This window comes from Marinomonas pontica, from assembly GCF_026191375.1.
GTDB classification, from domain to species: Bacteria; Pseudomonadota; Gammaproteobacteria; order Pseudomonadales; family Marinomonadaceae; genus Marinomonas; species Marinomonas pontica.
This window is the reverse complement of record NZ_JAODTL010000022.1, coordinates 227,325-248,104: the sequence shown is the minus strand read 5'-3', so window position 1 is coordinate 248,104 and position 20,780 is coordinate 227,325. Positions and strand designations below refer to the sequence as shown.

At 44.1% G+C, this 20,780-nt stretch carries 18 protein-coding genes, 12 tRNA genes and 1 pseudogene; 27 read left to right on the top strand and 4 right to left on the bottom strand.

What is annotated here, in order from left to right:
• Nucleotides 1–31: 31 nt before the first annotated feature.
• The 3 genes from N5P32_RS04365 to N5P32_RS04355 are packed head-to-tail and all read left to right on the top strand — an operon-like array spanning nucleotide 32 to nucleotide 2,429.
• Nucleotides 32–571 (top strand): elongation factor P hydroxylase, encoded by a 540-nt coding sequence (locus tag N5P32_RS04365; protein ID WP_265727939.1) that lies wholly within the window; start codon nucleotides 32–34, stop codon nucleotides 569–571.
• Nucleotides 552–1,691: a 4-phosphoerythronate dehydrogenase gene (locus N5P32_RS04360; RefSeq protein WP_265727938.1), complete on the top strand. Its 1,140-nt coding sequence runs from the start codon at nucleotides 552–554 to the stop codon at nucleotides 1,689–1,691. The genes N5P32_RS04365 and N5P32_RS04360 overlap by 20 nt, the downstream gene beginning before the upstream one ends.
• 15 nt (nucleotides 1,692–1,706) lie before the next feature.
• The gene (locus tag N5P32_RS04355; RefSeq protein WP_265727937.1) at nucleotides 1,707–2,429 is read left to right on the top strand and encodes a flagellar brake protein; all 723 of its coding nucleotides are present in this window, start codon (nucleotides 1,707–1,709) and stop codon (nucleotides 2,427–2,429) included.
• A gap of 80 nt (nucleotides 2,430–2,509) precedes the next feature.
• Here the strand turns inward: N5P32_RS04355 and htpX are convergent, their stop codons facing one another.
• From htpX to N5P32_RS04340, 3 genes are all read right to left on the bottom strand, one after another.
• Nucleotides 2,510–3,388 (bottom strand): protease HtpX, encoded by an 879-nt coding sequence (gene htpX, locus N5P32_RS04350; RefSeq protein WP_265727936.1) that lies wholly within the window; start codon nucleotides 3,386–3,388, stop codon nucleotides 2,510–2,512.
• 67 nt (nucleotides 3,389–3,455) lie between these two features.
• Nucleotides 3,456–4,673, bottom strand: coding sequence for a pyridoxal phosphate-dependent aminotransferase (locus N5P32_RS04345; RefSeq protein WP_322783820.1), 1,218 nt, complete (start codon nucleotides 4,671–4,673; stop codon nucleotides 3,456–3,458).
• 125 nt (nucleotides 4,674–4,798) lie between these two features.
• Nucleotides 4,799–5,371 (bottom strand): YajG family lipoprotein, encoded by a 573-nt coding sequence (locus N5P32_RS04340; RefSeq protein ID WP_265727934.1) that lies wholly within the window; start codon nucleotides 5,369–5,371, stop codon nucleotides 4,799–4,801.
• Between the two features lie 131 nt (nucleotides 5,372–5,502).
• On the opposite strand from N5P32_RS04340, the gene N5P32_RS04335 reads away from it, so the two are divergent.
• From N5P32_RS04335 to N5P32_RS04250, 18 genes are all read left to right on the top strand, one after another.
• Nucleotides 5,503–5,578 (top strand) — tRNA-Glu (locus tag N5P32_RS04335).
• A 60-nt stretch (nucleotides 5,579–5,638) separates the two neighbouring features.
• A tRNA-Gly gene (locus N5P32_RS04330) sits at nucleotides 5,639–5,713 on the top strand.
• A 58-nt stretch (nucleotides 5,714–5,771) separates the two neighbouring features.
• Nucleotides 5,772–5,847: transfer RNA gene (locus N5P32_RS04325), tRNA-Glu, on the top strand.
• Nucleotides 5,848–5,913: 66 nt separating this feature from the next.
• Nucleotides 5,914–5,988: transfer RNA gene (locus N5P32_RS04320), tRNA-Gly, on the top strand.
• A gap of 58 nt (nucleotides 5,989–6,046) precedes the next feature.
• Nucleotides 6,047–6,122 (top strand) — tRNA-Glu (locus N5P32_RS04315).
• A 66-nt stretch (nucleotides 6,123–6,188) separates the two neighbouring features.
• Nucleotides 6,189–6,263 (top strand) — tRNA-Gly (locus N5P32_RS04310).
• 58 nt (nucleotides 6,264–6,321) lie between these two features.
• Nucleotides 6,322–6,397 (top strand) — tRNA-Glu (locus N5P32_RS04305).
• Nucleotides 6,398–6,463: 66 nt separating this feature from the next.
• A tRNA-Gly gene (locus N5P32_RS04300) sits at nucleotides 6,464–6,538 on the top strand.
• A gap of 58 nt (nucleotides 6,539–6,596) precedes the next feature.
• Nucleotides 6,597–6,672, top strand: a tRNA-Glu gene (locus tag N5P32_RS04295).
• 51 nt (nucleotides 6,673–6,723) lie between these two features.
• Nucleotides 6,724–6,799: transfer RNA gene (locus N5P32_RS04290), tRNA-Glu, on the top strand.
• 17 nt (nucleotides 6,800–6,816) lie between these two features.
• A tRNA-Gly gene (locus N5P32_RS04285) sits at nucleotides 6,817–6,891 on the top strand.
• A 28-nt stretch (nucleotides 6,892–6,919) separates the two neighbouring features.
• A tRNA-Glu gene (locus N5P32_RS04280) sits at nucleotides 6,920–6,995 on the top strand.
• A gap of 48 nt (nucleotides 6,996–7,043) precedes the next feature.
• On the top strand, nucleotides 7,044–7,871 hold the full coding sequence (gene pabC, locus N5P32_RS04275; protein WP_265727933.1) for an aminodeoxychorismate lyase: 828 nt from the start codon (nucleotides 7,044–7,046) through the stop codon (nucleotides 7,869–7,871).
• Nucleotides 7,858–8,889: an endolytic transglycosylase MltG gene (gene mltG, locus N5P32_RS04270; protein WP_265727932.1), complete on the top strand. Its 1,032-nt coding sequence runs from the start codon at nucleotides 7,858–7,860 to the stop codon at nucleotides 8,887–8,889. The genes pabC and mltG overlap by 14 nt, the downstream gene beginning before the upstream one ends.
• A gap of 12 nt (nucleotides 8,890–8,901) precedes the next feature.
• Nucleotides 8,902–9,540 (top strand): dTMP kinase, encoded by a 639-nt coding sequence (gene tmk, locus N5P32_RS04265; protein WP_265727931.1) that lies wholly within the window; start codon nucleotides 8,902–8,904, stop codon nucleotides 9,538–9,540.
• Nucleotides 9,541–10,479: a DNA polymerase III subunit delta' gene (gene holB / locus N5P32_RS04260; protein ID WP_265727930.1), complete on the top strand. Its 939-nt coding sequence runs from the start codon at nucleotides 9,541–9,543 to the stop codon at nucleotides 10,477–10,479.
• 7 nt (nucleotides 10,480–10,486) lie between these two features.
• Nucleotides 10,487–11,296, top strand: coding sequence for a TatD family hydrolase (locus N5P32_RS04255; protein ID WP_265727929.1), 810 nt, complete (start codon nucleotides 10,487–10,489; stop codon nucleotides 11,294–11,296).
• A gap of 175 nt (nucleotides 11,297–11,471) precedes the next feature.
• Entirely contained in the window at nucleotides 11,472–13,949 is a 2,478-nt protein-coding gene (locus N5P32_RS04250; protein WP_265727928.1) for a Lon protease family protein, read from the top strand.
• 32 nt (nucleotides 13,950–13,981) lie between these two features.
• Here the strand turns inward: N5P32_RS04250 and N5P32_RS04245 are convergent, their stop codons facing one another.
• A complete protein-coding gene (locus N5P32_RS04245) occupies nucleotides 13,982–14,233 on the bottom strand; it encodes a hypothetical protein (RefSeq protein ID WP_265727927.1) in 252 nt (83 codons plus the stop codon).
• Nucleotides 14,234–14,482: 249 nt separating this feature from the next.
• Between N5P32_RS04245 and N5P32_RS04240 the strand changes: the two genes are divergently transcribed.
• The 6 genes and pseudogenes from N5P32_RS04240 (at nucleotide 14,483) to N5P32_RS04215 (ending at nucleotide 20,721) form a co-directional block, all read left to right on the top strand.
• Nucleotides 14,483–14,914, top strand: coding sequence for a cytochrome b562 (locus N5P32_RS04240; protein WP_265727926.1), 432 nt, complete (start codon nucleotides 14,483–14,485; stop codon nucleotides 14,912–14,914).
• Nucleotides 14,915–14,985: 71 nt separating this feature from the next.
• Complete coding sequence (locus N5P32_RS04235; protein ID WP_265727925.1) at nucleotides 14,986–15,342, top strand: hypothetical protein; 357 nt, start codon at nucleotides 14,986–14,988, stop codon at nucleotides 15,340–15,342.
• A 125-nt stretch (nucleotides 15,343–15,467) separates the two neighbouring features.
• Entirely contained in the window at nucleotides 15,468–16,529 is a 1,062-nt protein-coding gene (locus tag N5P32_RS04230; protein WP_265727924.1) for an AraC family transcriptional regulator, read from the top strand.
• 141 nt (nucleotides 16,530–16,670) lie between these two features.
• Nucleotides 16,671–18,440, top strand: a complete 1,770-nt coding sequence (locus tag N5P32_RS04225; protein WP_265727923.1) for an acyl-CoA dehydrogenase — start codon at nucleotides 16,671–16,673, stop codon at nucleotides 18,438–18,440.
• Between the two features lie 67 nt (nucleotides 18,441–18,507).
• Nucleotides 18,508–20,238, top strand: a complete 1,731-nt coding sequence (locus tag N5P32_RS04220) for an electron transfer flavoprotein-ubiquinone oxidoreductase (protein ID WP_265727922.1) — start codon at nucleotides 18,508–18,510, stop codon at nucleotides 20,236–20,238.
• 32 nt (nucleotides 20,239–20,270) lie between these two features.
• A pseudogene (locus N5P32_RS04215) lies at nucleotides 20,271–20,721 on the top strand (YaiI/YqxD family protein).
• Nucleotides 20,722–20,780 lie beyond the last annotated feature (59 nt).

Here is a 20,780-nt window from a genome sequence, read left to right as displayed (position 1 = left end):
TGTGATAATTCTTTACATTTGGAGTGTACGCTTGGCAAGTGCAACACAGCTTGTGGCGGCTTTTAATGCCTGTTTCCTTTCGAATTTTAATACCTGTCTTATTGGTGGGGCGCAAGAGCCTCTTTATGTTCCAGCGGAACCTAATGATAGTGCGAAAATTTTCTTTCGTCTTGATTATGCATCGAGCGCTCTTCATGAGGTCAGCCATTGGTGTATTGCGGGTGATAAAAGGCGATTATTAGAAGATTATGGTTATTGGTATGAGTCGGATACTCGCGACTTGCAGACACAAGCAAAGTTTGAGCAAGTTGAAGTGAGGCCACAGGCCGTTGAGTGCGTTTTGCATTGGGCGGCAGGGTTACCTTTTCGAGTAAGTGTCGATAATTTATCCATGCCTGACTATAACGCTGAGCATTTTGAAAGCGCGGTTATGACTCAGGTGGGTAAGTATGTTGTTTCAGGCTTGCCAGTTCGTGCGGAAACATTTTCTGCTTATTTATTGGCACAGCGCTTTCCTGATTTAGAGTTTAGTGAGTTTTTAAAGCAACGATATGAAGATTATTGCAGATGAAAACATGCCAAATGCCAAAGTTTTATTTTCGCATTTGGGTGATGTTGAGCTGGTTAATGGGCGAACCTTGACCAATGCACAAGTTAAAGACGCCGATGTGTTATTGGTTCGATCGGTGACTAAAGTAACGCAAGCCTTGCTCGAGGGGAGTCGTGTTCGCTTTGTTGGAAGTGCAACCATTGGTGTGGATCACATTGATTTGGCGTATTTAAACAAGGCGGGCATTGGGTTTAGTAGTGCGCCTGGTTGTAATGCGGAAGCGGTTGCCGATTACGTTTTTAGCGGATTAAGTCATTTATACATGACCAAAGGTTTTCGCTGGCTGGATAAAAAAATTGGTGTCATTGGCTATGGCAATGTCGGCAAGACAGTTTATGAACGTTTTTCAGCAATGGGTTGTCAGGTTTGTGTTTATGATCCATTTAAAGAGCAGACTGTAGATCAGGCTAATTTTGTGTCTCTGGAGGACGTATTAAGTTGCGGTGTGATATCGCTGCACGCGCCCTTGACTCGCTCTGGAGTGTTTCCTACTGAGGGGATGGTTGGCAGTGAAGAGCTATCTAAATTATCCTCTGGTGTCGCGATTGTCTCTGCTGGTCGAGGTGGGGTAATTGACGAATCGGCGTTGCTTGCACGCTATAAAGAGTTAGAGGGTGACCTGCATTTAGTGTTAGACGTGTGGGACGGCGAACCCGTTATTAATCAGGAACTCGTGAGTGTGGCGGATATTGCCACGCCTCATATCGCGGGTTACAGCAAGCAAGGACGTGAAAAAGGCACTTGGATGGTGTATCAATCCTTATGCAAGTTTTTAGGCATAAACACGCTCCATCTTACTGAAAGCGATGCGATTAGCTCTGGCTGGATTCCTGCCGTTACAACGCGTCTGGGATCGATTGCCGAAGAAATGCTGGCTCGAAACATTCAGGCAATCTATGATGTGGCAAGAGATGATGCTAGATTGCGTTATAAGTACCGAGAAAACAAAGAAAACAATGTCTTTGATTGGCTGCGAAAGCACTATGTAGAAAGAGACGAATTGAATACGTGTGTGGTTACTGTTGATGACTGCGCTTCGTCAAGTCGTATTAGTGCTGTTGGCTTCTCACATAATAAGTAAAGCTAAGGTAAGAGCATGGCTGGAGTAATGCAGGTCGATCTAGGAGATCTTGAAGTACCTATAGGGACGAATGTGCAGGTAGAGTTTATCTCTCCGCCTGGGCGTTATATGGTCAAGGTGTTAGGGAATATCCCTGGAAGATCGCTTATTTTGTCCACTCCCAAGTTGAATGGCAAAAGTATCCTTGTTCGTGATAGTCAAGTGGTGAATGTTCGCTTGATGCTAAGCACTCATGTGTGCGCTTTTTCGAGTAAGGTAGCAAAAAGTTATATGGAGCCTGCAGCCCATTTGCACATTGCATACCCTGAGTATGTTGAAACCTCAGAAGTGCGACAAGCTGTGCGAGTTGAGACGCGCTTAATATGTAATATAGAACCTAATGATTCGCCGGTATCCATTGCCTCTGCCTCATCGGCCGTGATTATTGATTTGAGCTTGGGTGGGGCTAAGCTGATTTCAAAAGAAGACTTTGGCTCTGTCAATCAAACGATGAAGCTTAATTGCAATGTCAAGGTGGGTCCCTATAATCATTTATTAAAGTTAGACTGTGAAATTCGTTCTCAAGAAATTCAGATGCTAGAGCAGGTTCAAGCGAGCCTAGTAGATAATGACTTTTTATCTAGGATGGGTGTGGAATATTTTTATGTGTACGGGATCCGTTTTGTTGACGTGGTGAAAGACGTAGGTATTCCCTTGATGGCGTTTATCTATGAGACACAAAGAAACAAAGCAAAGTAAATGAGTTTGAGGATTCGAAAAAATGCCAGCGACTTTGCTGGCATTTTTTTGGCTCTTCTAATGACCTAAGTCTTTTCGTTCTACAGAGCCTGAAGTGCTTTGATGCGCTCTTCAATAGGTGGGTGGCTCGAGAACAGTTCACCCATTGTTGGTGTTTTCCCGCGACGAATGCCGAAAGCAAGCATGGAGTCTGGCATGCGACTTTCTTCGTGTTCCTGTTGCAATCTTGCAAGTGCGGCAATCATAGCGCCTTTGCCTGCCAACCTTGCGCCGGCTTCATCGGCTCGGTATTCGCGAAAACGCGAGAACCACATAACAATCATTGACGCCAAAATACCAAATACAATTTCGAAAACAAATGTGGCGATGTAGTAACCCCAACCTACTGAGCCTTCGTTGTCGTCTTTGCGTAAGAGCTGATCAACAGCGTAGGCGGCTATCCGAGCAAAGAACATGACGAAGGTGTTTACCACGCCCTGAATGAGAGACAAAGTAATCATGTCACCATTCGCCACATGGCCTATCTCATGTCCTAATACTGCTTTGATTTCATCTGGTGAAAAACGATCTAGCATGCCGCTTGATACTGCGACGAGTGCATCGTTTTTATTCCAGCCTGTTGCGAACGCATTGGCTTCATGAGCTGGAAATATCGCAACTTCAGGCATTTTGATACCGGCTTTCTGCGAAAGTTCTTTCACTGTATCCAGTAGCCATACTTCCTTGTGATTACGAGGTTGTTCGATAACAACGGCGCCTGATCCACGTTTTGCCATCCATTTTGATAGAAGCAGTGAGATTAGGCTGCCAGTAAAGCCAAACACACCGCAGAAAATAAGCAGAGATGTGAAGTTTAGGCCATTGCTGGTCATGTAACCGTTAACACCTAAAAGGCTTAAAACAATACCCGCTACCACCATGACAGCTAGGTTTGTCAGTAAAAACAGAATAATACGCATGACTATGCTCCTTAAGAAACTGTTAAGGAGCATAGTAGGGCTTTCTTGAATTTATTCAAGAGAGAGCTTAGCGCTTTCTTAATCGACTTAAAAATGCAGCAAATCGATCCATGGCAGGAGAGAGTTCTTCGACATGAGGAAGGAAGACGAAGCGCACATGGTCGGGTGTGGGCCAATTAAAGCCGGTGCCTTGAACGATAAGTACTTTTTCTTCCCGTAGAAACTGCAACACAAGATCCATATCGTTTTGTATTTTGTACATCTTAGGGTCAAGGCGAGGGAATAGGTACAAGGCGCCCTCTGGTTTATGGCAATGAACACCAGGGATGCTATCAAGCGCTTCCCATGCGACCTTGCGTTGTTCGTATAAACGGCCGCCAGGAGTAATAAGCTCGTTAATGCTCTGATAGCCCCCCAACGCCGTTTGTACAGCATGTTGGGCAGGTACGTTAGCGCATAGTCTCATGGAGCTTAATATGTCCAGACCTTCTATGTAGTCGCTAATGCCACTCCTGTCACCTGTAATTGCCATCCAGCCTGATCGGAATCCTGCGGTGCGATATACTTTTGATAGTCCACCGAACGTAATGCAGGGTGCTCGCCCTTCTGTGAGTGTGGCTGTAGGAATGTGCTTTGCTTCGTCATAGAGGATTTTGTCGTAAATCTCATCCGAAAAAATCAGTAAGTTATGTTCTTCCGCAAGGTTGACGATTGATTCAAGAACGTCTTTTTCATAGACCGCCCCTGTTGGGTTGTTCGGGTTGATAATGACGATGGCTTTGGTTTTGTTAGAGATTTTGGAGCGAATGTCGTTGATGTCGGGTTGCCAACCAGAGCTTTCATCGCACAGGTAATGTTTGACATAGCCGCCAGCCAACGTGGCTGCCGCTGTCCAAAGTGGATAGTCCGGAGCCGGTATAAGGATTTCATCGCCGTCATTCAGTAAGCCTTGCATGGCCAAAACAATCAGTTCGCTGACACCGTTCCCCATCCAGACGTGGTTGACGTCAGCCGACTTTATTCCCATTGCTTGGTATTTTTGCATAACGGCTTTGCGTGCTGAAAAGAGGCCTTTGGAATCGCAATAACCTTGTGAAGTAGGCAGGTTACGAATTACATCAACCAATATTTCATCCGGCGCTTCAAAGCCAAATGGCGCAGGGTTGCCTATGTTCAGCTTTAGTATGCGTTGACCTTCTTCTTCCATGCGTACGGCTTCTTTAAGTACTGGGCCGCGTATTTCATAGCAGATGTTGGAGAGTTTGTTAGATTTGCGAATTTGCACCACGTTATCCTTACTGAAGCTGTGTGGGGAGAGGAGTCACTTTACACTTTACTTAATGCGGATCAAGGTGTGAAAAGAAAAATAGCTGCTTTATTGAGTAAGAAAGCAGCTATTTATTAGAAGGCTTACTGTTTCAATAATGCAATGACGTTGGGGTCGCCTAGTAAGCGGTTAACGGTTTGGCTGGCAAGTTCATTCATGTCGTCCTGAATTGCTTGTTGGTAGGGCATGGTTCCATACTCTCTGACTTTTTGAGAGCCGTAGTTGGCTTTATAAGTTTGGCCTTTTGCTGACAGCGTTGTTTTTAATTCAAATTCAAGAGTGGCAACGGTTTTTAATGTCTCCACTTTCGTGGTGTAGCTCATTTTTGTAATGTCTATCTGTAAATCAGCAGGTGGCATGACGCCTTGGTCTGGAGTGAAGCCTAATTCACGTAATCCTTTTAAGACGCTTTCCTTTACGCTTTGGTTAATGTCGTTTGTAGTAAATATGTCTGCTCGCTCGTTAATGCCTGTCTTTATAGATCCGATTGCATTGGTGAGTTTTGTGCTGGTGGATACGTCAATGACACGGTCATTTGTTAATCCAGAGTTTTTAACATCAACCTTTGGAGTAATGCTTATATAGTGTGTTGTAGAGCAGCCAGCCAATAAAAGAGTGGATAGGGATAGAGCAAGTAAAAGAGGTTTGCATTGCATAATGACTCCGATCAGATTGATTTCTAAAGCGACTTTTTGTCTAAGTGGCTTAAATTAATGAAAAAAACTGTTGATTTTAAGATTAGTAACAGTAATATACGCACCCGCTCACACAGCAAGATTGCAACGTTGTCCCATTCGTCTAGAGGCCTAGGACACCGCCCTTTCACGGCGGTAACAGGGGTTCGAACCCCCTATGGGACGCCATCTTTTCATAAGGATGTTTGTGTAGTCTACCTATTTTTAGATGTGTATGAGAAGTGTTTTGCGGGAATAGCTCAGTGGTAGAGCACAACCTTGCCAAGGTTGGGGTCGCGAGTTCGAGCCTCGTTTCCCGCTCCATCATTCTTGTTAGCGATAGCAGAGTGATCAGTTTACAGTTTTGTCAAAACTGAATTGTGTCCCATTCGTCTAGAGGCCTAGGACACCGCCCTTTCACGGCGGTAACAGGGGTTCGAACCCCCTATGGGACGCCACTATTTAGGATGCTCTATGTAAATAGAGGTCGTAAATCGCTTGAATAGAGTAGAGCGGTTAGTAATGCGGGAATAGCTCAGTGGTAGAGCACAACCTTGCCAAGGTTGGGGTCGCGAGTTCGAGCCTCGTTTCCCGCTCCATCATTCTTGTTAGCGATAGCAGAATGATCAGTTTACAGTTTTGTCAAAACTGACTTGTGTCCCATTCGTCTAGAGGCCTAGGACACCGCCCTTTCACGGCGGTAACAGGGGTTCGAACCCCCTATGGGACGCCACTATTTAGGATGCTCTATGTAAATAGAGGTCGTAAATCGCTTGAATAGAGTAGAGCGGTTAGTAATGCGGGAATAGCTCAGTGGTAGAGCACAACCTTGCCAAGGTTGGGGTCGCGAGTTCGAGCCTCGTTTCCCGCTCCATCATTCTTGTTAGCGATAGCAGAGTGATCAGTTTACAGTTTTGTCAAAACTGAATTGTGTCCCATTCGTCTAGAGGCCTAGGACACCGCCCTTTCACGGCGGTAACAGGGGTTCGAACCCCCTATGGGACGCCACTATTTAGGATGCTCTATGTAAATAGAGGTCGTAAATCGCTTGAATAGAGTAGAGCGGTTAGTAATGCGGGAATAGCTCAGTGGTAGAGCACAACCTTGCCAAGGTTGGGGTCGCGAGTTCGAGCCTCGTTTCCCGCTCCATCATTCTTGTTAGCGATAGCAGAGTGATCAGTTTACAGTTTTGTCAAAACTGAATTGTGTCCCATTCGTCTAGAGGCCTAGGACACCGCCCTTTCACGGCGGTAACAGGGGTTCGAACCCCCTATGGGACGCCACTTTTATTTACTGTGTAAATGATTGTGTCGTGATCTAGTGTGTTAAAATGTGTCCCATTCGTCTAGAGGCCTAGGACACCGCCCTTTCACGGCGGTAACAGGGGTTCGAACCCCCTATGGGACGCCACTCTTTAAAATGTTTACGCGGGAATAGCTCAGTGGTAGAGCACAACCTTGCCAAGGTTGGGGTCGCGAGTTCGAGCCTCGTTTCCCGCTCCAATTTCTTTCGTAAAGAAAGTATTTATATGTCCCATTCGTCTAGAGGCCTAGGACACCGCCCTTTCACGGCGGTAACAGGGGTTCGAACCCCCTATGGGACGCCATTCTTTTTTGCGTTATCATAGCTAACCTTCAATTTTGAGTTTTTAGCCATGACATGGTTCGTCGATTATAGATTGAACAGCTCTGTTTCTGTTGCCGACCGTGCGTTTTCATACGGTGATGGTGTCTTTGAAACCATTCGTGTTATTCCTCAATGTTTTTTCCAGCTCAATGACCATTTATCTCGTATGTACCGTGGTTTGACTAAGCTCGGCATGCCGCTGAGTTTTGAGCAAAAACAAAATCTTACCCGTTTTCTGCATGACACAGTTTTGCCGTTCATTGATCGTGAATCCGTAGTGAAAATTATCGTCAGTCGAGGGGAAGGAGGGCGAGGTTATTTACCGCCAAATGACAGCAATCATACTATTGTCATTGGCATCCTAACTGCGCCGGATTATCAGACCATCCGCAAAAGTGGCGTTTCTCTGTCTATTTCACCTGTTCCCGTCAATAAAAACCGTTTTTTAGCGGGTATCAAACATTTAAACCGTTTGGAAAATATTGTGGCCAAGCGTTTTTTATTGTCTCCAGACTTTGAAGCCATCATGTTAAGTTCCGATCAGCGTGTCATTGAATGTATTCAGAGTAATCTTTTTTGGTTTAAAAGTGGCATTTTGTATACCCCAGCGCTTAGCGAAGCAGGTGTTCAGGGGACTTTTCGACAAGCTATTTTGAAAGAGCAAACCGCTTATGTGGTTCAAATAGGCAATTTTGGTTTGTCTGAGGTCAAATCGGCAGACGAAGTCTTTATTTCGAATAGTTTAATGGGCATTGTTCCTGTTACTGCTGTGGGCGGATTGTCTCTCCCCATTGGCATTCATACTCGTAAATTACAAAAATTAATGCAAAGTAAGGATGTGCATGCCGTTCTTTAGGTGGTTTTATCGTATTGTCTTTTTAGTTATGACGCTGTCAGCGATCTTAGCGGGTTATCTGTATCACTCTATTACCGTGCCGATATCGCTTAGCTCTGAGGATACTTTTGAGGTTCGAGCTGGAGATTCTGCATACAGTTTAGGTAAAGAACTGAGTTCTAAAGGTTTAATCTCTCAGCCATTTTTAACCAGAGTGGTGGCAAAGCTTCACCCAGAGTGGGTGCCGAAAGTGGGTAAGTATGCCATTGACCCCACGATGAATTTATTGGATCTGATGTCGCTTTTTGATTCAGGGCAATCCATTTTTTATTCCATTACCTTGTTAGAAGGTAAAACGACCCAAGACTTCCTTCGTACGATGCAGGCCAAAGGCAATATCAGCATGACATTACTAGAGGCGACAAATGAAGAGATTGCTCAGCGCATCGGACTAGATGTAACGCACCCAGAAGGACAATTTTTTGCGAATACTTACCGATATCACGATGGGGATACGGATGTGAGTATTCTGAAACACGCACACGAGTTGATGAGTCAGACCTTATCCACGCTTTGGGATAACAAAGCGGCAAATTTGCCTTATAAATCCCCATATGACGCTTTGATTATGGCGTCTATTATAGAGAAAGAAACCGGTGTTCCAGAGGAGCGTCCTTTGATTGCAGGTGTATTTATTAGCCGACTATTAAAAGGCATGCGCTTGCAGACAGACCCAACGGTAATATATGGGTTAGGAGAAAGTTTTAAAGGAAATTTAACTCGGAAAGGTTTACAAGATTCTTCGCCTTATAATACATACCGATATTATGGTCTGCCGCCAACTCCCATAGCAAATGTGGGCCGTGACGCAATAGCCGCGGCGTTAAACCCTGACAAGACGAACGCGTTGTATTTTGTTGCAAAAGGCGATGGAACTCATGCGTTTTCAAATACACTGAAAGAACACAATCAAGCAGTCAGAAAGTATCAATATAAGCGTCGAGAAGACTACCGTTCAACGCCAGAAAGTTCGAAATAGAGAGGTTGTATAATGAGAGGCAAATTTATTTCGCTTGAAGGAGGAGAAGGCAGTGGCAAAACAACCGCGATTCAATTTATCCAACAATGGTTAGAGCAGCACAGCATTCCCTATATTATGACTCGTGAACCGGGTGGAACGCCGCTAGCTGAAGAAATACGCCAGCTTATCTTGAGTCCACGTGAAGAAAAAGTGAATGATGTAGCGGAACTGTTACTTGTTTTCGCTGCGAGAGCTCAGCATTTGGCTGAAAAAATACAGCCAGCTCTTGATGAGGGTATTTGGGTAATCAGTGATCGATTTCTTGATTCAAGTTATGTGTATCAGGGTAAAGCGCGCGGTGGAGATGTGGCTGTATTGGATCAGTTGAGCCGCTGGGTTGTTGGTGAGAATAAACCTGATGCAACTTTGCTGCTGGATGTGCCTGTTGAGTTGGGACAGGAACGGGTTGTTCAACGTCAACACCAAGACCGTTTAGACAAGGAATCGTTGTCGTTTCATCAAAAAGTACGTGACGGTTTTCTTGAGCGAGCAGATGTCGAACCTGATCGAGTCAAAGTTATTGATGCCAGTCAATCATTAGAGTCGGTCAAATACCAAATTGAAAAGCAGCTTGTTCAACTCAATAATGCTTGGTCTGGAATTAGCTAAATGACACATATCGCGGATTGGCTCTTACCCTGTTTACGCCAAGTACAAGTTTTAAAGCAAACTAATAGCCTTTCGCACGCGTTGTTGATAACCGGAGCGGACGGTGTGGGACAAGAAGAGCTGGCCCACGAAATGGTGAAAGACTTGATGTGCGAAAGTGACCAAGCATCAGCTTGTGGATACTGCCATTCTTGTCAATTGATGCGAGCGGATACGCACCCAGACTTTCGTGTTCTTGATGGTGAGGCGTCTACGATAAAAGTAGATCAAGTTCGCTTACTCGTTCGTCAAATTAGCCAAAAGCCCCAAGTGGGCCACAATAAAGTGGTGCTAATTACCCACGCACAAGCCATGAATATAAATGCTGCGAACGCCGTGCTTAAGGCGCTTGAAGAGCCAGCGGCACGAACTTATTTTGTGTTGACAAGCTCTCAATCGACCAGTTTATTGCCAACCATTCGAAGCCGTTGCCTTTTGGTTAACGTGCCAACACCGAGCCTTGATGCAGTTAAGACATGGCTAACCCAACAACCAGAAGGGGAGGTTTTGTCATCTTTATTTTGGCTAACGACTCAGCCATTTCGACTATTGTCGATTCAGCAGCAGGGAAAAACGCCAATATATCTGGAGTTACCCCAAAAACTGAGTGAAATGGTGCATGGCAGGATGCCTGTCAGTGATGTTATTAAGGGTATGGACAGTAACAATGTTGAAGATTACTGCAATGGATTGGCCGCCATTTTACATCAGTTTATTTGCCACTCTACAGGAGCGCCATTAGACGCTGCGTTGCAAGGTATTTTTAACGTACTTGTGTCTCGATTGGGTATTCAACAACTTATGTTGCGTTATCAATCCCTGCAAAATTTAAAGTCAGACCTTCAAAAAACAAACTTAAACCCCATAATGCAACTAACACACGAATTGAACCAGTGGTAAACAGACTATGTTAATTGATACCCATTGCCATCTAGATATGCTGGATTTGGCACCCTACAACAATGATGTTAACGGCGCATTAAACGCGGCTTATCAGCAAGGTGTTAGGCAATTACTGACCATATCGGTTGATTTGAATAAAATGGACACGGTATTAGGGTTTACTCGGAGGGAGGGTGTGTATGCCAGTTGTGGTGTTCATCCATTACAGAGTGAAGGATTGGTTCGTGATGATCTTTTGCTTGCTCGCTACGCTGCGGATCCAAAAGTAATTGCTATCGGTGAAACGGGCTTAGATTATTTTTATGAGGCGTCAGAGCAAGCTCATGAAGCACAAAAGGTGAGCTTTATGCATCACCTTCAGTTAGCTGGCAAACTGGAGTTGCCTGTCATTGTTCATACCCGTAACGCAAAAGCAGATACTATGGCTTTGATTAAGCAATATGGCAACCGCGACTCTGCCGGAGTATTGCATTGCTTTACCGAAGATTATGACATGGCAAAAGCCGCGTTGGATGAAAATTATCTGATTTCTATTTCGGGGATAGTGACGTTTAAGACGGCTGAGGATCTAAAAGAGACAGTGCGTAAGCTTCCTTTGGAATCGTTGATTGTTGAAACTGATGCTCCGTATCTTGCGCCGGTTCCTTATCGAGGAAAGAAAAACGAGCCCAAATACGTGTCCGAGGTCGCACAATATGTCGCTGATTTAAAAGGTATTCGATACGAAGCGTTGCTAGAAGCCACGGCACAAAACTTCCACCGAGTGTTTTCAAAAGCCAACCCAGAAAATTTGCTACAGCCTACTCATAACTGATAAACCTCTATTTTATTGAGCAAGTAGTCACTCTGATATTTGTTTTGTCATATAGGCGAAGTGGCATCAGAGTGTTAGTCTCAACATATTGTATTTACATAACATATTCGAAAGAGAAGTGTTTCTCTTTCACAGACCATTTTTTACGGTCTGTTCAACAAAAGGAAACCCATTGATGTCTAACATGGTTGCCTCTCTACCTTACCAAGCGCTTGCTGCAAAAGTACCGAATGATCACCTGACGTTTAAAACGCTTAATGACATAGAGCCACTCAGCGGTATTTTAGGGCAAGAACGTGCTGTGGAAGCGATTCAGTTCGGTGTCGCTATGCAACGTCCTGGTTACAATATTTTTGCCATGGGGGATTCTGGTACAGGGCGTTCATCCTATGTGTTGAGTTACTTGCGCAGTGAGGCAAAACGCCGACCAGCACCAAATGAATGGGCATACGTTAATAACTTTACTGAAAGTCATCGCCCGAAAGCGATCGAATTTTCTCCGGGCTTGGCCTCAGAGTTTGAAAAAGAGATTCGTGCCCTAATAGACGGCCTAATGGCGACGTTTCCTGCCGCATTTGAAAACCCGTCCTATCAGCAACAAAAGTCTGTTATTGATCGCGCATTTAATGATCAATATGAAGCCGCTATCAACAAAGTAGAACGTATTTCAGGGAAAATTGGCGTTGCGATGTTCCGCGATGCATCGTCAGTAAGTTTTGCACCAATGAAGGACGGAAAGGCTTTAGAAGAGAACGAGTTTGCCGCACTGACTGACGATGAACGCGATGCTTTCCAAGAGGGTGTATCAACATTGGAAGGGCTGCTCAATGAAGAATTGCTTGGACTGCCACAATGGAAACGTGCGACATACGAACAAATTCGTCAGCTGAACTTAGACACCGTAAAAGAAGCACTTGATCCGCTCATGTCTGGTTTGTTTGAAAAATACCAAGACAATGCCGATATTACGGCACATCTCAAAGCATTAAGGGACGATCTAGACAAGACCATTATTGACCAAATGGCAGACGAAAAAGCGTCTGAAAACCGTGATGAGATAGGTCGTCGTCAGTTTTACGAGGAGCTTTATCTACCTAATATTGCCATTACTCATGAAGCAAACAGCGGGCAGCCAGTTGTTTACGAGCCGCATCCAACTTACCGTAATTTGTTTGGGCAGGTGGAACACAGCAGCGATCAAGGTATGTTGGTGACCAATTACCGTTTGATACGCTCTGGCAGTTTGCATGCCGCGAACGGTGGTTATTTAATTTTGGATGCCGAAAAGCTACTAACGGACCATTATTTATGGGAAGCCCTAAAGCGAGCTCTTAAAAGTAAAACCATCAAAATTGAGCACCCATACGCTGATATGGGCTTAATGAATACAATGACGTTGTCGCCACAAGATTTGCCATTACAGGTGAAGGTTGTGTTGATTGGCGCTCGTGATATCTATTATTTGTTGCAAGATGCTGATCCTGATTTTCAAGAAATGTTTAGGGTGTTAGTGGATTTTGACGACACTTTGAAGCGCTCCAAAGAATCTGAATTGTCGTTTGCACGTCTCATGAAAGATCGTGTTGACAAAGAAGAGTACGCTAACGTCACTCGAGATGGTGTAGCGGCGCTCATTGAATACAGCAGTCGTTTGGCTGAACATCAGCGTGAAATGGCCGCAAAAATTGGTGACGTGTTTGAATTATTGGGCGAAGCGGATTTTGTGCGTCAAATGGCCAAAGACAGCGAAATCACCGCTGACCATATTGCCCGTGCATTAAAAGCCAAAAAACACCGCACAGGTCGAGTGAGCGAAAAAATCATTGAGGAAATCATTGAAGGCACTGTGCTATTGGAAAGTGATGGTCATGCTGTTGGTAAAATTAATGGTTTGACCGTGATGCAAATTGGCGACAGCAGTTTCGGTGCGCCTGCTCGAATTTCTACTACGGTCTATCCTGGCGGAAAAGGCATCATTGATATCGAGCGTGAATCCAATTTAGGCCAAAATATTCACTCTAAAGGGGTGCTTATTTTATCGGGTTACCTGGGCAATAAATACGCTCAACGTTTTCCTTTGGACATTTCAGCGTCTATTGCAATGGAGCAAAGCTATGGCTATATCGATGGCGACAGTGCATCAACGGCCGAATTGTGTTGCTTGCTTTCAGCGTTGATTCAAGTCCCATTGCGTCAGGATCTTGCGATTACAGGTTCCTTGAACCAATACGGTGAAATCCAAGCCATTGGAGGCGTTAATGAAAAAATTGAAGGATTCTTTAATGTCTGTAAGGCTCGGGAACTAACAGGGACTCAGGGCGTTATCATCCCAAAATCAAATGCGGTTAATTTGATGTTGAATGATGAAATTATAGCGGCTGTTAAAGCCGGTATGTTCCATGTTTATGCTGTCTCTACAGCCGATGAAGCCTTGCATTTATTGACTGGGCTTGAGCCTGGCGTTGCAAATGAAGAGGGTGAATACCCTGAAGGAACCTTATCTGCGAGAGTCATCGAGCGACTAGAAGAAATTTCGAAACTCGGTGAGGAGGAAGAGGAAGACGAAGAAGAGTCAGAAGATGACGAAACGACTTCTGATAAATCATCGGACAAAAAAAAGACAACAGAGAAAAGCAAAAAATCTGAAAAGTAGCCTTTCTCTAAAGTACAAGAACCAATGGTTAGCTAATGCTTTCCATTGGTTCTTTTTATTATCTCGGCTTTGCATTTATCGTTTATCAGTGAATACACCGTGTAATACAGGTCGCTTTCTTTCACATACACGTAACTGGCCACTTCTTTACGTTCACTGGGTAGGTGCTTTTTTAACACCTGAGCCCTTTTGAATGTTTTTCCGCTCATGTATTTTTGGGCTTCTTTGTCTGCTGATAATTTGGCATCAAAGTCACTGCATTCTGCGAATGTTATTTCACTCATCAGCAAACAGAGTAGAACGGAAAAAGTAAACTTCAAGCTGAAAATAATGAACTCCTCTCTTATTTAATGTCAAAGTGCTTACGATACACAGCAAGTGTACCATTCGCCAATAAATGAATTTGATAAGACATACAAAGTGACGTTCCTTTTACAATATTGTAGGTGTTATTTTTGGTGATCGTGTTATTTTAAATTTAGAGATTTATTGAATTAACGGTGTTTACACATTTTATGATTAAGGGTGTATTTATGAATAAAGGTCTTCTTACTGCGGCAATTGTCTCCATTTCTTGTTCATCAGCACTGTTTGCGGCTGAATCTTGTGATGATACTGCGCTGCACGGTTATATGGAGCACATTAAAGACGAAATGCGCTCAATGTCTTCCGATATAAAATCAGGAAACAGCGGATCCGCATCAAAACATGTAAACACACTAATCATGTACTTTGAGAAATCGCGTGCAGAGACTCCCTACAAATTTACAGCTGAACAGATGCAAGGCAGTGAATTAAAAAACAACAAGGCTGACTACGAGAAAGTCATTAATGAAACGATTTCCGTATTGAAAAATCTGGATGTTGCGTTGCAATCTGGCGATCAATCAGAAGTAAGAAAATGGCTTGGTGCTATGGGGAATCAGCGCAAACAAGGGCACAGTGCTTTTAAAGCAAATTGCTAGAAATTGCGAGTGCTGCTGGATGACCTAGCGTGAATTCACTGCTACAATGCGCGCGATAAAGAGAGGATAATATGGCTCGTGTTAAAAAATCGCGCAGTATGCGTGGAAAACTTGGTAAAACTGGATCAAAAGAGATGATGAAAGAGCAAAACAAAGCTCGTAAATCTTCATCAACTCGTCGTTTTGTGACTAAAAAAGCCAAAGAACGCAAAGAACAAGCGCACAAAAAACTTGAACGTTTAGGATTGCTACCAGAAAAAGAAGCAGGAGCCGCACCAGTGCGTCCGCGCCGCTTTGTTTTCGTTAAGCCTGTTGATGAAAAAGCAGAACAAGCGAAATCGGATTTGCTTGAAGCATCAACTGCGGATACAGACAGTGAAGATTTGTCATTGGACGAATTGTTATCTGCTTTTACTGAACAGAAGTAAACGAAAAGTTAGAAAAGCAAACTAAATAAATGAAAAAGGCTGCAGATGCAGCCTTTTTTTATGTTAAAAAAGCACCCTAAAATAAAAATATTAATTCTGATCATTTGTTAGATAAGGTGATAAGTGTGAAAGCGTCTGTTCCAATGTCGAGTGTTCGTTACCTATTAAAAGCGGTTGAAGATCAAGGATTAGACCGCCAAGCTGTGCTCGCCAGTCTGGAGATAACACAAGATGAGCTTGAGCAAAGTGACTCTTTTCCGGCTTATCGATACGGCATGTTGTACCAAAAAATCATGTGGCTAATGCAAGATGAGTCTTTTGGCATGCTGAGTGGAGGAAAGGTACCCAATGGTACCTTTAGGATGATGTGTTTGTGTATCATTCACGCAAAGAGTCTGGCGCATGCCCTATACCGTTGCAGTGACTTTTATGAAATTTGCAGAGGACCAACGGTAAAACCGGTACTGATTAAAAAAGGCCGCTTTGCCATGGTCACCTTTGCGGGGTTGGATTCCTCTGATGCGGACCTAGACACCTTGGTGGTTCCAGAATCGAAAGAGCAACTACGCACTACGCTTTCCATGTGGCACCATTTCATTTGTTGGCTAATAGGCCGCCGTTTAAATCTTAAAGCGGCGTATTTTACCAGCGAGCGCCCAGATGACGTGGAGTACTACAAAACACTTTTTCAATCAGAAGTGAAATTCAATCAGCACGCGAACGCTTTAGTCTTTCCAGCCAGCTATCTCGATATGCCAATCGTTCAAACAGAAGACAGCTTGAGAGGGTTCTTAAAAACCGCACCTTATCAATTGCTCGTAATGGTAGAAAACGACAACAGTTTGAAATCTCAAGTAATGGCAATGTTGGGTAAAGATTTTTCTCGCGAAATGCCCAGTGCCGATGAGGTGGCAAGCGCGCTCAATATGAGTGTTTCCACATTACGTCGTCGCTTGAACGATGAAAAAACGTCCTACCAAAGCATTAAAGACGATTGCCGCAAAGAAGCCGCCATTACCTACATGAATGCCCCTCAGTTGAGTATTAATGACATTGCGGCGTTAATGGGGTTTGATGAGCCTAGCGCCTTTTTCCGCTCCTTTAAAAAGTGGACGGGAATGACACCAGGCGAGTATCGAAAAAGTGAGGAATACCTTAAATTCGGCAAAGCGATGAAACGCCTATAAATTAAGCGCTACGAGAACATTAGGAATCGTTTTGAATGTATTTGTTAGAGATATAGGTCTGAATTGTTATTGAGGGATTTGCAATATTTTTCCATTCTATAGGTATAAATCCGCTCGGATAACTAACTCGGAGAATAAAAAATGAGCGAATACCTATACCCAATAAACGATATTTTATTCAGCTTACGCTCTGTTGCGAAAACGCAACGGTTAACACCCTACATTGAAGACGCGCTTGATGACGATTTGTTGGAGGCGATTTTGGGTGAGGCTGGTAAGTTGGCCGAACAAGTCATTGCCCCAATAAACGCAAGTGGCGACAAACAAGGGTCACGGGTTGAAAATGGCGAAGTAATTGAAGCGACGGGGTTCAAAGAAGCGTTTAAGGCGTACTCTGAAGGCGGCTGGATAGGGTTATCTGGTGATCCGGAGTATGGTGGACAAGGTTTGCCCTCCTGTGTCGCTACAGCGGTCAATGAAGGCGTTCAATCTGCAAACCTATCTTTTTCACTGTGTCCTTTGCTTAGCTTAGGTGCTATCGAAGCCATTAGCTTGCACGCAAGTGACGAGCTTAAACAACAATTCCTTCCTAAAATGCTGGCTGGCGAGTGGGCTGGCACTATGAATCTGACAGAGCCGACGGCAGGTTCTGATCTGGCTGCTATTGCCTGTAAAGCGCTTCCTGATGGCGATGTTTTCCGTATCAAAGGGCAAAAAATATTCATCACATGGGGCGATCATCAAATGAGTGACAATATTATTCATTTGGTTTTGGCGCGTTTGCCTGATGCTCCGGAAGGCGTTAAAGGTATTTCTTTGTTTATTGTGCCTAAATTCCTGTTAGACGATCAGGGTAAACCGTCAGAGCGTAATGATGTTCATGTTGTATCCGTCGAGCATAAAATGGGCATACACGCCTCACCCACATGTGTTATGAGTTTTGGCGACAATGCAGGCGCTGTTGGCTACTTAGTAGGCAATAAAAATGAAGGCATTAAAGCGATGTTCACGATGATGAACAACGCCAGACAGGGTGTCGGCTTACAAGGCTTGGCCATTTCTGAACGTGCCTATCAACAAGCATTGGAGTATGCCAAGGAACGTAAACAAGGTTTGAATGCCGAACGTACAGAGCGTGCTGCGATTATTGAACATCCTGATGTGTTGCGTATGTTGATGATGATGAAATCTCAAATTGACGCGATGCGTTCGCTTATTTATGTGGCCGCTGTCGAAAATGATTTGTCCCATGTGGCGACAGGTGAGCAAAAAGCACAATCGGCTGCAAGAACGGCACTCTACACGCCGATCGTGAAAGGCTGGATCACTGAGCAAGCTCAAGAAGTGACGTCTTTGGCCATACAAATTCATGGTGGTATGGGCTTTATTGAAGAAACTGGGGTGGCTCAACATGCCCGTGATGCGCGTATTTTGCCTATTTACGAAGGAACAAATGGTATTCAAGCGATTGACTTGATCGGTCGTAAATTGCATTCAGATAATGGCGCAGCGATGAATGCGTTGTTGTTAGAGATTGATAATGAAATAGCTCAGTGGAGACAATTCGGCCTGAATGAGTATGCTGATAAGGTGAGTGTGGTTCTTGAGCAGTCCAAATCAGCAACAGAATTGTGCTTGGCAGCCATGTCAAAAAACGCGGTTCTAGGAACGGGCTTGGCGTATCCTTATATGATGTTAATGGGATACTTAATTGGAGCATGGTTGCAAGTGAGAGCGTTGCATGCAGCTAAAACTGAATCAAACTTAAATGAAGAACAACAAGATTCGTGGGCGCATTCAGTGTCATTCTATTGCGACCACGTATTACCGAGATCGTTAGCGTATCTTTATGAAATAAAGTTTGGCCAACCAACTGTTGACAAGCTAAACAAAAATGTTTTCAATCGTTAGAAAGGCATTCCCCGTCATAAGTGTGAGTGTTTTAAAAATAAGAAATATGCCCTCATAGGGAGGCAGTATGACAGACAGAGAAGTAATGGAATTTGATGTGGTGATTGTTGGCGGTGGCCCTGCAGGGTTATCAGCGGCATGCCGTATAATGCAGAAAGCCAAGGCCGAAGAAAAAGAAATCAGCGTTTGTTTGGTTGAAAAAGGCTCTGAAATTGGTGCCCACATTTTGTCGGGAGCGGTGGTTGATCCAAAAGCACTGACAGAGCTATTCCCAGACTGGCAAGAGATGGGCGCGCCTTTACACACCAAAGTGAATGTTGATGAACTGCATTGGTTAAGTTCTGATGCCAATGCAAGGCAGTTAAGCAACTGGATGGTACCCAAAACACTCCATAACGATGGTAATTATATTATCAGCTTGGGTAACTTATGTCGTTGGCTTGCCGAACAGGCGGAGTCTTTAGGTGTTGAAGTGTTTCCGGGCTTTTCTGCAGCGCAGCTCGCATACAATGAAGACGGTCATGTCGAAGGGATTATAACGGGTGACATGGGATTGGCGGAAGACGGAACCGAAAAAGATGGCTTTATGCCAGGCATGCTTTTAAAGGCCAAGTACACGATTTTCTCTGAAGGCTGTCGAGGTCACCTTGGTAAAGAGCTCATGGCACGCTTTGAGCTAGATAAAGGCAAAGCACCTCAGCATTATGGCTTAGGAATTAAAGAGCTGTGGGATGTCCCCGCGTCTCAAAGCAAACCTGGAACCGTGATTCATACTGCTGGTTGGCCACTGGGGAACGAAGCGGGTGGCGGTGGCTTTCTTTATCACTTAGAAAATAATCAAGTAGTAGTTGGCTTGATTGTCGATCTGAACTACAAAAATCCGTATCTCAGCCCTTATGATGAATTTCAGAAATACAAACATCATCCTATTATTGCCGAAAACTTAAAAGACGCTAAGCGGGTCTCTTATGGCGCCAGAGCGATTGCTAAAGGTGGCTGGGCTTCGTTACCTAAAATGCACTTTCCAGGCGGATTGGTGATTGGTTGCGACGCAGGAACATTAAACCCAGCGAAAATTAAAGGCACTCATACGGCGATGAAAAGTGGAATGTTGGCCGCAGAGAGTATCTTTGAGGCTTTGACTGCGGAACCATCATCCGTTGACTTATCCCAATTCGACGACGCCCTTCGCCAGTCTTGGTTGGGAGAAGAGCTGCAACAAGCCCGAAATTTTGTGCCAGTAATGCACAAATTAGGCACGTTTTGGGGTGGTGCTTACAATTGGTTAGATCAAAACATTTTCTCGGGTGGTTTGCCGTTTACGTTTAAAGACATGACTCCAGATTACGCCTGTTTAGAGTTGGCAGACAAACATGTTGCACCAGAATATAAAAAGCCAGATGGTTTATTAAGCTTTGATAAATTGTCTTCGGTGTTTTTGTCTAATACCAATCATGAAGAAAATCAGCCTTGTCATTTAAGGTTGAAAGACGCGAGCATACCGGTACAAAGTAATTTGCCAAAGTACAGTGAGCCCGCTCAACGATACTGTCCTGCGGGGGTCTATGAAATCGTAGAATCTAACAATGAATCGATTTTTCAGATCAACTCACAGAACTGCATACACTGTAAAACTTGCGACATTAAAGACCCTGCACAAAATATTACGTGGGTAACGCCAGAAGGTTCTGGCGGGCCAAATGCCAAATATGTAATTCATCTCACGATGCAAACAAACGGATCACGCTTATGTGCTCCGTTTGTTCTTATTCATTACTGGATTTCACTTTTCGACTGATCAATAATGGAGCCCTACAAAAGGGGAATCCTATGCGCTTGTGGGTCGATGCCGACGCCTGTCCAAATGTTATTAAAACCATTCTGTTTCGTGCTGCGGAACGTGTTCAAATCCCATGTATCCTTGTTGCTAACCAAGCCATTTCTATCCCGCCATCTAAATGGATCGAACGAAGAGTTGTCAGTTCTGGCTTTGACGTTGCAGACAACTACATAGTGGACAACATTGATAGTCAGGATTTGGTGGTGACTGCGGATATTCCTTTGGCGTCAGATGTTATCGACAAGGGTGCGCTTGCTATTAATCCAAGAGGTGAGCTCTATACAAAAGAAAATATAAAGCAGCGTCTTGGTATGCGGGATTTTTATGGAGCAAATGCGTTCATCGGGTGTTCAAATGGGTGGGCCGGCAACCTTTAATCAACAAGATCGTATGGCATTCGCTAATACGTTAGACAAATTATTAGCGCAACGAAAAAAATAGCAGCTGTTCATTGAGGCATCTGGAAAGTGTTTTTTTGAATACTTTCCAGATTATTCAAT